The organism is Paenibacillus sp. Marseille-Q7038, assembly GCF_965111595.1.
This window is the reverse complement of the sequence record NZ_CBCOOM010000001.1, coordinates 1,322,753-1,336,275: the sequence shown is the minus strand read 5'-3', so window position 1 is coordinate 1,336,275 and position 13,523 is coordinate 1,322,753. Positions and strand designations below refer to the sequence as shown.

At 34.7% G+C, this 13,523-nt stretch carries 20 protein-coding genes and 1 pseudogene; 3 read left to right on the top strand and 18 right to left on the bottom strand.

Annotation, left to right across the window (positions count from 1 at the left end):
* Positions 1-11: 11 nt before the first annotated feature.
* The 8 genes and pseudogenes from ACWPWY_RS06435 to ACWPWY_RS06400 form a co-directional block, all read right to left on the bottom strand.
* Positions 12-742: pseudogene (locus ACWPWY_RS06435) on the bottom strand (class I SAM-dependent methyltransferase).
* Between the two features lie 73 nt (positions 743-815).
* Complete coding sequence (locus tag ACWPWY_RS06430; protein WP_454192820.1) at positions 816-1,370, bottom strand: ATP-binding protein; 555 nt, start codon at positions 1,368-1,370, stop codon at positions 816-818.
* Positions 1,371-1,687: 317 nt separating this feature from the next.
* On the bottom strand, positions 1,688-2,173 hold the full coding sequence (locus tag ACWPWY_RS06425) for a GNAT family N-acetyltransferase (protein WP_454190911.1): 486 nt from the start codon (positions 2,171-2,173) through the stop codon (positions 1,688-1,690).
* A 206-nt stretch (positions 2,174-2,379) separates the two neighbouring features.
* Positions 2,380-3,132 (bottom strand): class I SAM-dependent methyltransferase, encoded by a 753-nt coding sequence (locus tag ACWPWY_RS06420; RefSeq protein ID WP_454190910.1) that lies wholly within the window; start codon positions 3,130-3,132, stop codon positions 2,380-2,382.
* A 256-nt stretch (positions 3,133-3,388) separates the two neighbouring features.
* Positions 3,389-3,652 (bottom strand): hypothetical protein, encoded by a 264-nt coding sequence (locus tag ACWPWY_RS06415; protein ID WP_454190909.1) that lies wholly within the window; start codon positions 3,650-3,652, stop codon positions 3,389-3,391.
* A gap of 239 nt (positions 3,653-3,891) precedes the next feature.
* Complete coding sequence (locus ACWPWY_RS06410) at positions 3,892-4,257, bottom strand: YybH family protein (RefSeq protein ID WP_454190908.1); 366 nt, start codon at positions 4,255-4,257, stop codon at positions 3,892-3,894.
* A 236-nt stretch (positions 4,258-4,493) separates the two neighbouring features.
* Positions 4,494-4,862 (bottom strand): YunG family protein, encoded by a 369-nt coding sequence (locus tag ACWPWY_RS06405; RefSeq protein WP_454190907.1) that lies wholly within the window; start codon positions 4,860-4,862, stop codon positions 4,494-4,496.
* 87 nt (positions 4,863-4,949) lie between these two features.
* Entirely contained in the window at positions 4,950-5,114 is a 165-nt protein-coding gene (locus ACWPWY_RS06400) for a GNAT family N-acetyltransferase (RefSeq protein WP_454190906.1), read from the bottom strand.
* 222 nt (positions 5,115-5,336) lie between these two features.
* Here ACWPWY_RS06400 and ACWPWY_RS06395 point away from each other — a divergent pair, with 222 nt between their 5' ends.
* The gene (locus ACWPWY_RS06395; protein ID WP_454190905.1) at positions 5,337-6,029 is read left to right on the top strand and encodes a class I SAM-dependent methyltransferase; all 693 of its coding nucleotides are present in this window, start codon (positions 5,337-5,339) and stop codon (positions 6,027-6,029) included.
* A 149-nt stretch (positions 6,030-6,178) separates the two neighbouring features.
* Here ACWPWY_RS06395 and ACWPWY_RS06390 read toward each other — a convergent pair whose 3' ends face one another.
* The 3 genes from ACWPWY_RS06390 to ACWPWY_RS06380 form a co-directional block, all read right to left on the bottom strand.
* Entirely contained in the window at positions 6,179-6,520 is a 342-nt protein-coding gene (locus ACWPWY_RS06390; protein ID WP_454190904.1) for an NIPSNAP family protein, read from the bottom strand.
* 351 nt (positions 6,521-6,871) lie between these two features.
* Positions 6,872-7,300 (bottom strand): GNAT family N-acetyltransferase, encoded by a 429-nt coding sequence (locus ACWPWY_RS06385; protein ID WP_454190903.1) that lies wholly within the window; start codon positions 7,298-7,300, stop codon positions 6,872-6,874.
* Between the two features lie 1,020 nt (positions 7,301-8,320).
* Positions 8,321-8,830 (bottom strand): GNAT family N-acetyltransferase, encoded by a 510-nt coding sequence (locus ACWPWY_RS06380; protein ID WP_454190902.1) that lies wholly within the window; start codon positions 8,828-8,830, stop codon positions 8,321-8,323.
* Positions 8,831-9,127: 297 nt separating this feature from the next.
* On the opposite strand from ACWPWY_RS06380, the gene ACWPWY_RS06375 reads away from it, so the two are divergent.
* Entirely contained in the window at positions 9,128-9,388 is a 261-nt protein-coding gene (locus ACWPWY_RS06375; protein WP_454190901.1) for a hypothetical protein, read from the top strand.
* A complete protein-coding gene (locus ACWPWY_RS06370; protein WP_454190900.1) occupies positions 9,385-9,765 on the top strand; it encodes a hypothetical protein in 381 nt (126 codons plus the stop codon). The genes ACWPWY_RS06375 and ACWPWY_RS06370 overlap by 4 nt, the downstream gene beginning before the upstream one ends.
* 406 nt (positions 9,766-10,171) lie before the next feature.
* Here the strand turns inward: ACWPWY_RS06370 and ACWPWY_RS06365 are convergent, their stop codons facing one another.
* From ACWPWY_RS06365 to ACWPWY_RS06335, 7 genes are all read right to left on the bottom strand, one after another.
* Complete coding sequence (locus ACWPWY_RS06365; protein ID WP_454190899.1) at positions 10,172-10,627, bottom strand: hypothetical protein; 456 nt, start codon at positions 10,625-10,627, stop codon at positions 10,172-10,174.
* Between the two features lie 191 nt (positions 10,628-10,818).
* On the bottom strand, positions 10,819-11,841 hold the full coding sequence (locus ACWPWY_RS06360) for a serine hydrolase domain-containing protein (RefSeq protein WP_454190898.1): 1,023 nt from the start codon (positions 11,839-11,841) through the stop codon (positions 10,819-10,821).
* Between the two features lie 69 nt (positions 11,842-11,910).
* Complete coding sequence (locus tag ACWPWY_RS06355; protein WP_454190897.1) at positions 11,911-12,063, bottom strand: hypothetical protein; 153 nt, start codon at positions 12,061-12,063, stop codon at positions 11,911-11,913.
* A gap of 75 nt (positions 12,064-12,138) precedes the next feature.
* Entirely contained in the window at positions 12,139-12,267 is a 129-nt protein-coding gene (locus tag ACWPWY_RS06350) for a hypothetical protein (RefSeq protein ID WP_454190896.1), read from the bottom strand.
* A 45-nt stretch (positions 12,268-12,312) separates the two neighbouring features.
* Entirely contained in the window at positions 12,313-12,717 is a 405-nt protein-coding gene (locus ACWPWY_RS06345) for an NUDIX hydrolase (RefSeq protein ID WP_454190895.1), read from the bottom strand.
* A gap of 261 nt (positions 12,718-12,978) precedes the next feature.
* Positions 12,979-13,200 carry a GNAT family N-acetyltransferase gene (locus ACWPWY_RS06340; protein ID WP_454192819.1) on the bottom strand — a complete coding sequence of 74 codons (222 nt, stop codon included), beginning with the start codon at positions 13,198-13,200 and terminating at the stop codon, positions 12,979-12,981.
* A complete protein-coding gene (locus ACWPWY_RS06335) occupies positions 13,197-13,427 on the bottom strand; it encodes a hypothetical protein (protein ID WP_454190894.1) in 231 nt (76 codons plus the stop codon). The genes ACWPWY_RS06340 and ACWPWY_RS06335 overlap by 4 nt, the downstream gene beginning before the upstream one ends.
* Positions 13,428-13,523 lie beyond the last annotated feature (96 nt).

Sequence of the window (13,523 nt, the reverse complement as noted above, 5' to 3'; positions counted from 1 at the left end):
ATCAGTAATTTTTATAATTTCCTTGCTTTGATAACGAAAGTTACAGGGAGCATCTTCGCTCTTTTTATTCGTGCAATTGTATTATTTCGCTGTCAGTTTCTTCGATCATTTGTTCAATAACAAAACCTGCTTTTGCCAACGCATTTATATAGGTTGATAGTTTACGATCAGATAAGGTTAGTGCGCCTTGACAAGATTCAAGAGATACCGAATACCAAGATTCATCAAAATAAGACTTTTTAAAAGTAAATCTATTATTTTCTTCAACACACATTTATGTATCGGATGAGACCAACTGAAAATAAATATGCCGTCTTTTTTTAAATAAGAAGCGATCCGGTGAAAAGTACCTTCAAGGTCGGTTGTCCAGCCTATCGCGTAGATCGAATAAACAAAGTCAAAATAATCCACGGGTATATTACATTCTTCTTCCATGGGAGAACAGATTAATTCTGCTGAAATACCACACGCAGTCAAGTGTTGCTTTGCCTTTTCAATTTGTTTTTTCAGATATATCCATCCCCCAGAGTTCAGATGCTTTGCGATCTCCCTGATATTGCAAAGATTCACCATTTCCACAGCCTATCTCTAAAATCTTTTTTCCTGATACATCGCCAAAAAGTTGGCAAGTATCTTCTGAGACGAATGCTCCATAAAAAGGAAGCCCAATTGCTCTTAAAAAGTCATTTCCTTTTGTATCCCAATAGAAGCTGTTTGTTTCATAAACACTATGCTTATTCATCCTAATAGACTCCTCTAATACAAATTTGGTTCGAAACTCTTTTGTTTGCCATATTAAACATTTAGTATGTTAGTTATATTTTTTTGGAATTATTCATATTATTTAAATATTCTAAAACAATGCTCACTCTCTCACTAATAGATGTATTACCTTCTATCCTTAGAACAGGGCAAGTCAAATCTGACATCCACTGTTCATGTAATTCCTTACTTCTTACCTCTAACCCACCCTCATCGTATAATGAGGCCCACTCCAAAAAAGCCTTTGATTGTTCATACATACTTCGTCCGGGTAAGATATCTTCGCCATATCTGTGTATTTCTCTTTCCTTTAATCTTTGAAGTCTGATCTCTTTTGGCACATAGAGGAAAATCACTAAATCAAAATTGGATTTCAAGGCATTACCCCAGCCACATATCGCACCTGATAATATCCATTGTTTGTGCTCAGATAGATCTCTAGTTAGTAAGTGCAGTCTTTCCATTGGTTTTCTTTGTTCCGTAAATTTCTTGATCCAGAAATAGTCATCACCATCAAAGTTGACATGTGGAAGCCTTTTTGACAATTCTTGTCCTAATGTTGATGCTCCAGAACCTGAAGCACCAAAAATATGTATGCGATTTTTCATGTAGTCCTCATCCCTCCACAGATGTAAACTCACTGGGTTATGACCTATTTCACTTCTACTTTCCTTTTTTTGAAATCCAAGGGCATAGCCCGCAGCGTAAATACAGTTATAAAGAATTACCCTTAAAATTTTCTTCACAATTACCTCCGTAGCATGAATCTTTTGTTATCTGATAGATCAGCCCCACCATATCTATACCACTGGTTCCTTATAAATGGTTCCCATCAATGTCTGTCGAAGTAAGGTTTTTAAACCACATAATCATTACTTCTTGTCACCCCTGCTATATAAATTATCTACTTAACTTCAAATAACTACTATCTAACCTGGTTTGTGAATTCTTGAGCGGGTCCCTTATTATCTTTCCTTCTTGTTTCTATAAATTCATTACTCGTATAACGACTCACAACTTTCTTCCAGAAAATCTGTGCTGGTATATTCCAATCGAATTCACTCACTCGCCAATGCCCTTTGAATAAATCAAATGTTATAAATGCTGCCTGCTGGCCGATCTTCATCGCTCGGTATTTTCGAAGTATAAAGAAATGATTTAAATAATATAACTTTTCATCTTGTATCCTCTTAACGATTACGAATCCGGCCAAGGATCGATCTAATCGGATAAAATACATATGGTAATTCGGGTCAGTATACCAATCCATAAAATTAAATATAACTTGGAATAGTCCATCTTCCCCGATGTCAGCATTATTAAACTCAGTTAGGTCATATGCAGCCAGTACAAACAAATTCTTTAATGAGATCAGTTGCCCTTCCGAAACTCTTTCAAGCGATATATCCATTTCATCATTTCCTTTTATGGTTTTGATATGTATTTCATCCATTTCAGATAACGTTTATAGGATTCAAGATCATATTCCTGCGGTACCAGTAATTACAAAGCCAAACTATATCGTTTTATATTATAATTTCCACGCTGATATCCGATAACGTCAGCAACTAGCATCAAAGCGGAAATACATTGTTATACGAACTAATTTCGAAATACTCACCATTCTTTAGTCGCAATTACAGCATATATTCCTGGGATTCTATCTTCCATTCCTTCTGGTAGATCCTTGAAAATCCATCGCTGTATCTCTCCAGATTCCTCATGTAAAGCCTTGATTGTCAATCCCGCATTTACGATTGATGTTATTACTTCTCCAAGTATCCAGCGCCTTAGCTTCATCTCTTCTCCGACCACATCTTGTTCAAAATAATTACCACTAGCAATGTATTGCCCGTCTACTTCTTTTAGCAATTTCCAAAGTACTGGGTGATATTCTCTAAGTACAAACCTGCCGTCCTTACACAACAATCTATTTACTATCTTGAATAATTCTTCAATATTATAAATGTAATGGAGCACTCCCATTTCAATAAAAATAAGATCAAACTCTCCAAGTTCTTCGACTTTTAGATCCATTACATCGGAAACTATATAGTTTATTTCAACGTTACAAGCACTCGCCAAGTCCATTCCAAATCTTGCGTTTTCTGGTGCGATATCAACAACCATAACTTCTTTAGCGCCCATCAATGCAATCGATATTGCTTTTGTCCCGTTTGATCCGAGAAGATTTAGTACACGTTTTCCTCTGACATCACCAATATAGTCAGCTAAAATCTTTATTCTCTTCTTTGGATCATCCATAATTCTTTGGGCTTCTTGCTCAATGGAACCAAATCGATTGATCCAAGCTTGATATCGCTCATGATTCCATTTCTCGCGATTTATAGCACTCATTTCTTTTTGCATCCTGTTTCCTCCCTATTCACTTCAAATCTATTATTACCTGAAGTATATGAATTACTTTCAAATCACTTGTTTCCTCTATATTAGTTGAAGTCTATTAAATGTCCGTTCTTGTGTCTATGTTGTTACTTGGCTTTGATTCGTTCTTCTTTATGTATTTCTATCTTTTGATCGACTTGCCTCTATGCGGCTCAAAACCCTAATAAGAACAGGACTTTGAAACTTACCCCGCCTCTTTTTCCTTAATAAGTAAATAAAATCAGAGAAATAAATAATATGCACTAATAACAAATATTATTATTGTGATAACTGATTTAATCCATATTACTTTTTTGCTTATTCCTGCTTTTTGTTCTAAATAATTGATGTAGGCAATTGTTAATATAAATCCTATATATGAAATTATTTGTCCTTCAATATCTTCATTTAATAATTGATACCTAAAAGTCCCCAACCCGACAAGGATTATCCCAATCGTACCTAAAACAACATTAAAATATATAACTCCCTTATCTTTACGCAAGGTTTCTCTATTCCTCCTAAAACGAATCTTCTTTACTCAATAGTAAATTACTTTTCTTTTAGCAACTATCATTATTTCAATATTGCACTAAATGTATTGTCATAGTTTTTTCATTTAAACTCCTTTGTTTTCCAGACTTTCGTATAACGTATCTCATTCCTGACGATTAGCAACAATGCCCGCAGTAGCAACTTGGTGCTATAAGACTGTTCTAGGAATTCCTTTCGAGATCTTTCCATTTAAGTACTACTCAAATGTTCATGTGCTATTTTCCAAACATCATCGCTTTTTTTTACAAATACGTTCGTCCCGCGTCCCTTGCCTGATACAAATTCCCCGTCTATAAATCCTTCCCAATGATATGTATAAATACATGTTGCTGAATTTTCATCTATAGCTATCCAATTGATATCAGTCAGTGAATATACCTCATCTTTCACCAAATCCCATGATGCTTCAAAATAATCCCGAATTTCATTTCTTGTTACGCATGTTTTATTAGTAAACCAATATACTGCATTATCATCTATCATATTCTTGACGTTACTAAATTCATGAGTATTTGTTGCTTCTATATATTGTTCTAATGCTTTCTTACAACTCATTATATTACTTCCTTTCTACAGTTTTTTTAAAAATATGAGATACTCAAAAACATCATTTAGTTCTTACTCTGGTCTGTCTTATAACGTTCTTTGTATCTACGAACTGAAATGGCTCAAGGGGCTCCTAGATCAAACTCATATACTGAATTTATACACCTTCAAATAGAAACTATTGATTCCCATAACTTTTCGTATTCCTGACATTCGAGTTCGGTCATAAATGCCTTCATCGGCTACTAGCATTCATTATTTATATATTCTTCTAGTAGAAACTTAAAATGTGTCTTTAAATAATTATATTGTTCTTCGTTTGTGTCTTTAAATGCTTCTGTTCTGTTTGATTTCATATCTTGATACACTGGTTCTTTATCAAATTGCGAAACTGTAAAGTCTACCCTCTCATCATTGATTCTATTATAATAATGCCAACTATCATCTATTGCTGTCTTCAGGATGTCACCGCCAAAATAATCATTTACCACTAGTGAAGTAACCCCGCATTGTCCCTTTGCTGGATTGTTCTTCGTCCATTTCGTACTTGAATCAATTGACCACGCTCTGTGTAAAATCTCTAAAGTAGTCCTCATTGCTAAATTGTAACTCATCTGCTATCCTCCGAATTCCTACAATGATAAAAATAGTAACTTTATATTATTTTGCGGATTTTAATGTTTTCGTAACTTCCTAACAATTCAATTTATAAAATCTTCCCATTCACTAAACAAAATCGAATAAAAATGCTGATCCTGCCATTCATCATTCCATTTTAATTCCTGCTTGAATGTACCTTCTCTCGTCATCTTTATCTTCTCCATGAGATTGATCGATTTTTGATGTCTGTCTGAACCATCTTCCACCGATAATCCTCAATCAGACTCAAGAATGAATGGGATGTGAAGCAGTTATATTGTTTAGGTTCGCTATCATTGTTTAGGTTCGCTATCATTGCTTACATTACCTACAGTACAAAGTCACAAACACACATTTATAGGTACTGTCTATCAGAATTATTAGTTACATATATTGGATGTAAGTTGAATTACACTATAACATGGTATGGAGAATGGAGGAGTGATTAGATGAATAATGACAGGGTCGATATAAGAACACAATTTAACAAGGTATCCCAAAGATACGACGAACAAAGGAGGAAACTTATTCCTTGCTTTGAAGATCTTTATAGGATCGCTAGTGCACTAGCAGATTTAGAGAATGATACTCCCTCAGTCTTAGATTTGGGTGCAGGGACTGGTCTCATGTCAAGTTTTATTCTTCAAAAATACCCCAAGTCAAAGCTAACACTAATTGATCTTTCCGATGGGATGCTTGAGATTGCTAGAGCAAGATTCAGTAATCATTCGAACATTAAATACATCGCAAGTGACTACACTGAATTCGACTACACTGAACCATACGATTTAGTAATATCTTCACTTTCTATACATCACATGATCGATTCTGAAAAGCAAGATTTGTTTCAAAAACTGTATTCCAAAATGACCCTAGGCAGCATTTTTATTAACATTGATCAAGTCCTTGGGAATACTGACTATTTAGAAACCCTTTACAAATCAGATTGGAAAAAACACATTGAAAATTCCGGACTAGACCTGGCTGAAATATCATCCGCCATGGAGAGAACAAAACTTGATAGAATGTCTACTCTTGATCATCAGTTACAATGGCTAACCGAGGCTGGATTTTCAGATGTTGATTGTGTATACAAATACTACAATTTTGTTGTAATGTTCGCTAGAAAAACAGAAATGTAAAGAGGACCGAATGACCCGTAGCGTGAATATGTTGTTATTGGATGCATCAGACATCTAAAACTACTCAAAAAAACTTGATGACGTAATAATAGATAACTTCTTGATCTTAAATTCGGAGGTCGCGCCAGCAATATCCGGCACTAATCATCTCAGTCTAATAATGTTGAAATTATTGCTTCGTTTTTTACTTGAATAACACATTCCTTATATATGCGTTCTCTGCCACCATGCCGTTCATACCAATCATTAATTTTCTTCATGTGTTCACTATTGCATCTAACATTCCGTTCGATTTCTTCATATTTTTCATAGCTATCATATTCCCAAATAGCGAATATTTCAGTTGTTGTCTCTGAATTAGGAGCCATCCATCTCCCTACTAAACGAGCTCCATTACTCAATTGATTTGGTAAATTGGTTTCTATGAAATGCTTATTAAGAATATCAACGAAATCATTGTTAACAATATAAAACTTTCTTCTGTAAAACATAAATTCAACCTCCATTAATTAAAATCACACTCGTTCTTGATCTTTCTCACTTCGAAAGGTTCCGAAACTTCTTTGTGTTCTTGACGTCGATTCCCCTTAGATAGCTCCTATCTTAAGGGAAATCGACGTGTCTGCCAGTCATTGCTCCCTTGAAATTCCTTAGGCTTGAATAGACTTGATTTTCTTATGCAAAAATATAATTCTCTCTATTTCACTAAATCCATTTTTCTTATAAAACTCTTCAGCCGGGACTCCTCGATCGGTCAATAATGTTATATTCTCGATTCCTTCCGTTATCAGACTGGTTTCTACATATTTTTGATGATTCCTGTGGTTTCCTCTTAAATACATTCAAACATTTTTAAGTCTTGCTTGTGGTGCCCTTTTCATATAAGTTTCAGAATTTCTCTCAAATCCATACTGTTCATATAGTTCATGAGCGTCTTTAGTACCAAGTAATCCAGTTGTCCACTCAAGTTCTTCAGAATTAATAATTGATTCAACTAATTTCTTACCAATACCCTTAGACTGATATTCTTCTAAAACGAAAACATCACATAAATAGTATATTGTTGCCCAATCGGTAACTATTCTAGCAAAAGCTATTTGCTTTCCTTCGTGATATACTCCATAACATTTTGATAACTCTACTGATTTCTTTATCTTTTCTATTGACCTCTTATTTGCCCAGTAGCTTCTAGTTAAATACTCAACAACTACTTCAATATCAACCTTCGACTTGTCATCACTAATTAGATTATCTTTAAAAATCACTTCCATACAGTAACCTCCAATTTGTTGAAACGTAATTCTTATTATTAATTTTTCGTAGGTTCCACCTAACGTTTAGGTGTCTACCGAACTCGAGAGGTTTAAAGAAGCTCTATCGCTCAAGTCCAACGGCCTTAGCCACGCAAAGTTATTCGCTGATTCCACTTCTCTCATGCATCTTGAGAACCTAGGGCTAAGCCAGCAGCATAGATACGGAGTTATGTGCTGTTACTTGACCTCTTTGAATTCACGAATAAAGTTCGTGCTTTATAGAATATCCAGGTTCTAAACAAAGACTCTGTATCTTTGTGAATTGCTACTTTATTCGAGAAATAAAAATCTGATAAGGATACGCTTATCTTTCCAATTAGGATTACATATTCGTTGCAAATCCACTCATCAAAATGTACTTTCCCCTGTCCAGACATATAAAATTTATCTTTAGGTAGTATGTACAGCATGCCATCTGTCCAAAGATTATTTTTTATTGTTGATTTATTAATTGAATAATAATGGTACTTTTTGTTTCGTCCTATAATACATCCATTTCTAAAACTCCCGATCAATGCACTTCGATTAAATACAGCATAGAAAATAGACCATATTGGTTCTGTCGTTGCAAACAAAGCTGTAGAGAGTTCATTGTTATATAATGTCTGTTCACGTGGTTCGAATCTTTCAATATTGCGATAATTTGAACCGTGAAATACATAGTTTTCAGTCAATGATAAATACTGTAGAAAACGGTACTTGGGGTAATGTAAAGAATAGTCTATTTGTCGTCCTTCATTAACTGATTTCAATAGTTCTTCATATTTCTCGATTTCTTCTTTAGTAAAAATAACTGTGGGAGATTCATACATCAATATCGATATAATAAGTGAAATCATCTGCTTGGAAATACCCCTCCTCATTAGCTCTGCAAGTAATTACATAGAACGTTTTTATATCTAAGAACCTGAGAGAGACTTTAAGGAACCTAGCGACTGCATCCGAAACTTAATCTCGTAGAATTATGAGCTTTATCCATCATGCTTTATTACATTGAAAACACTGCACGGGACCGTCCCATCCTTTATGTAAATACTCTTCTTTATACCTCCCATTTGTATATTCATTTATGACTTTATTCCAAAATTGATTCGCTGGATGGTTTCTCTGTGTTTGTCTAATCTCCCAAGCAGTTGGAAACTTATCAAATATATCAAATGCTGCCTGCTTTCCCACACCCTGCCCTCTATATTTCCGTAAAACAAAAAAATCACTCATAACATTAGTTTCTTGAACATCACTTAGCTTAACAAATTCCCTCGGTACTCCAAGCATAATAAGAGCAAAACCAGCTAACTCATCATCTTTATATATAAAAAATGCACGTCTGTACTCGTCTGTCCACTGATGGTCCAGATATTTATATTGATATAGTCCATATTTATTAAGAATATGACCATCATACTCACTAGAATCATATCTATATAATTGAATTAAGTTATGTAAGACTGATTTGTCTTCATATGAAATATTTGAAATTTCAATCATCACTGTCCTCCTTCTTAAAAACATTTTGTCCGCAAAGATTTCTTCTAACGTTTTTGTGTTCCTGAACCCGAGAGGCTTAAAGGAGCGTAGCGACTGGGTGGCTCCGCAACTTAGCCTCGCATGGTTGTCTGCCTAATTATCTCCTATGAAAATCCTCGGGCAGACTTAGGGAGCGAAAGCGACACAACAGGAAAACGGTGTTATACGCTGGTTCGTTCTTCTTGAACTCACTATCATTGCTTGTTTGTAAATAGGGTTGTACAATTAATTTATAAGTCTTTTCGGAGGTGTTCATGTATGAAATGGAATAATATTCGTGATATCTATCCTAATCGTTGGGTACTAGTTGAAGCTCTTGCCACTCATTCAAATAATCACAAAAGAACTATTGAAGAAATGTCAGTTGTTTCTGAATATAACGATCCTAAGCATGCATGGGCCTCATATAAGAAACTTCATTTGTCAGAGCCTACTAGGGAACTTTATGTTTTCTACACCGGAAATGAATTTATTGAAGTCATTGAGCAACCCTTTACCGGAATTAGAGGTCTTCGATGAAAATCCATATTGTAAATGGTCTTCCTATTGTTTCTCTCCCTCTATCTTACAAGAATAAATCAACTCTTTTAAATAATGTTCTATTGGATACCGGATGCTCCACAACTATCTTTGATACAGATCTTGTTGAACCTGTTAGCCTAGATATAGATTTTATCAACGGAAAATCGGTTCGGATGTATGGAATAGGTGGCTCAAGTGAATTGTGTTATCAGCAGATTGTCTCAGACCTCTCTATTGATAGCATCCTGCTTAAAGAATTTACTATCCAACTAGGACTTACCAAAGAACCATATGGTTTCGATGCAATATTAGGTGTCGACTTTCTTTACAAATATGGTTTAAAAATTGATTTTGAGAAATTAGCTATTTCATAAAGGTTTAACGAACTTGCGTATAACGTTCTTGTATTCACGAACCAGAAACGTTTAAGTGAAGGAAGCGCTATGGGTTAGACTTATCCTTCCAGGGTTGTCACGTGATTCTACTTCTCTACAGATACTTCACCGGTGACCGAGGAGCGTATTCGAATGTGCGTTAATCTTGTGGTGTTAATGTTTTGGTATTAAGAATCAGAGAGGCTTAAGGACTCCAAAGATTGATTTGACTTAGGATCGGTTAGGTCTGGGTGGGTTAGAGACTTAGATCTTGGATGTGTCCGGCAGAATCTGCTTTTTGCTACTGAAAACTCAATCCAAAAACTACTTCTAACTCCTGCCGGACCGAGGGCGGAATGGCCAAGCGTGAATATGGTGTTACCGCCCTCTTGAAATACTTACATAATCACTCGCCAAAATTCATTCTTCTTGAAAATTGTAAGTATCCCTTTATCTCATTTTCCTTATATCCGTTACAGTTCGATACTGTAAAAATAATATAATTACTTCTTTCTTCTTTCTTTAGTTCCTTACAGGAATATGTTTGTTTTTCTTTCTCTCCGCTATAGATATCTCGTGTAGCATCAATAGTAAACCATACTTTAGAACCATTAGAGTTCACATCATATATGATTGGCCCACTATCCATTGTGGGTGATATGAGCATCAGATTGTCGCCTTTACGATCCTTGAATCTTTCATAAAATAAATTCATTCTCTGGTAATCTAAGTTATTGAAGTTGGTTAGCACTCCTCTTTTTATATATTTATTGTCATACTCTGAAACCATTTGTATGAAATAGATAAGGCAGATACTAAGGGCAACAATAACAGTAGAAAGTAACCAAATCGTTATTTTCATTGGATCTCCTTATACTTGCCATAATTTCAGTTAACGTTTTTGGATTCATAAGATGCCGCAGCCTTAAATAGCTCTTATCTTAAGCCGGGAAGTTAGTTGTCTGATCTTCTTTTATAATAATACATCTGACAACACCGTGACGCGTTAACTCTTTGTTAGCCGATACCATCTTGTGATACTTTCATAGTTATTTATGATTTATGTATTAATTGATCAATTTTACTCGCTATCATGCCTGCGCCCTTATTAATGTTACCGATAATATGTGCATGTATCTTGCTCTTTGCATAAATGGATGATTGCATAATTACCCCCGGGTCACTACCCATAACAAAGTATTTAAAGATAGTATCATCAACCATCAATATCCAGACACCATAACCATAATAAATCTGACCTTCCTCTTGAATATGCGGAGTCGATAAAACTTCAGTGTATTCCTGAGACAACAATTGATAATTAAACAATGCATCCCAGAATCTACTTAAATCATATACTGTCGTAAACGCACCTCCATCAGGACCACCTTTTATTGGTAGGGAATAGTTATTAGTCTTCCAAGTTTGATCCCCATCAATGTACCCGATAGCCGTTCGCTCAGGAAGTTGATCCAATCTAAAATAACCTGAATCTAGCATCCCTGAGCGTTGAAATATATTCTTATCAACGTATTCTGAGAACTCCATTCCTGTTATCTGCTCCACAACTAAACCTAGTAGAATAAAACCTGCATTATTGTAAGAGAATCTTTCTCCAGGAGAAAACTTCATTTGGCTATTCTGAAACAAAGGCAAAAAATCTGTAGGTGATTGCATAGAATACATCGAATTTTTCTTCCATAGTACTTCAAAATCACCCACTATCTCTTCATCAAAGTAATCTGGAATACCTGAACTATGAGTTAATAAATGATGTATTGTAATTTCGGGATCGAAATAAGGAAAGGAAAAATTCAAACGATCTTTTACATATGAATCAAATGATAATACTCCATCTTGAACAAGCTGACAAATAGCAACCGAAGTGAAAATTTTGCAACCCGATGCAATTCCAAATCTGGTATTTGAACCATTTGGTATTCGTTCAGAACGATTTGCATATCCATAGCCTCGTTCAAACACTTCTCCCATGTCTCGAACTAAAACTGCACCTGAAAATGGTAAAATTTCATCATGACTCTTAATCATTTTTTCAATAGATGTAATAAGACTCATTTTAATTTTACACTTCCTTTCTATCCTTTAAAGGTAAATTATGTGCGACTTCCTCTAATCTTCTTTTATTTATTTGTTACTATTCACTTGATTTTCATCTCGTATTTTCTGTTTTATTTCATCTAAAGATCTTTGAATCGCATCCATTCTTCTTAATGTTGAATTTTGATTTCCAATAACTCCAGCAAATCCGATAACTATAACGACAATAATAAATACCATATTATATTAGTCCTCCTGGTTTGATTTATCTCTCTCTCTGGGGAATATCACTTAATGTTTTGTATTCACGAAATCTCACTGGCTTAAGGGGAACCATACAGAGTCCAATTTACTTAGACCAACAGGATCGTGAGCTGAATCCACTTCTCCGCATACCGCTTCTTGCGAACCAAGGCGAGCCCGCAGCGGTAAATACTCTGCCATGGTATTGCGGCCTATTTGATGACTCCTATAGAATATTGTCTTCTATCAAAAAGAACGACTTATAATTTGTCCTTTATATTTTATTGCATTAATAGCCCTGATTCGTTGTACATCACTTAATTCAGTTAATGCTACCCATTTATAATCTGAATCTTCAGAACTTAGATTTATTTCATTGTTACTAGTTATTGAACAGCGAAATATCCCAACTTGAGCATTGAGATTACTATGATAATAAAATCCAGTTAACACAATATCATAAATATCTAATCCTAGTTCTTCTCGACATTCACGAATCAGTGCTTCATGAATCGTTTCCCCAGGATCAACTCCTCCACCTGGTAAACTCCATCCTTTATTTCCGTATGTACGTTTTAGTATTAACACTTGATCTTTTTCATTAAGTATTATTGCATGTACACCAAACCTATAGGTATCATTAAACCCCACGATATCCCTCCAGTTTCACTTTTTCATTTCATTGATGTAATTAATATGATTTTAACTTGTATGCTCCAAGTTCGTTCATATAACGTTCAGGTATTCACGAACTTGCGCAGCAAGTTGTCATTGATTCTACTATTCTATCAAAAGATCAAAGTAGCCAAGGTGTAGACGCTGCGTGATTCCTTTGTTAAGTGATGTCCCCGACATCGAAGCCCATACTATCTGATTTTCATTTGAATTCTTACATACAAATCATTTATTTTTTTACCATTGTAATATCAGATCAATTTCTTTATGTTCAATTTCATTCTTACTCATTTCTTTGAATCCAAAATCCCTATAAAGTTTACCCGCAATTTCATTACCTTTATAGTATGACACCACAATCTCATGACAATTTGTCGTACTCTTGATCCATTCAAGAACACTTTTTAATGCAAATTTTCCATACCCTTTTGATTGAAATTGAAATTGCTTGTCTATCATAAATTCCATAATAGAAAATTATTATACTCTCTATTATATCGTAACATGACAAACCCTATAATCTTATCATCATCGTAAATTGCAAACGGAACTGTCGCTTCACCATGTACATATGCCAATGACAGAGCATATGAAACTGAACGAACCCAATCCTTTTGATTTTCTCGTACCTTCAGAGCTAGACATTCATCTATATTCTCTTTTCCTATTTGTTTTAGTTGAATCATACCAGTCACCCACTTACATAAAATATTATAATAAATTTCCATAGTTTTGATATTTCGGTTTGATTTTACTATTATTAATTTTGAATTCGGGGATTT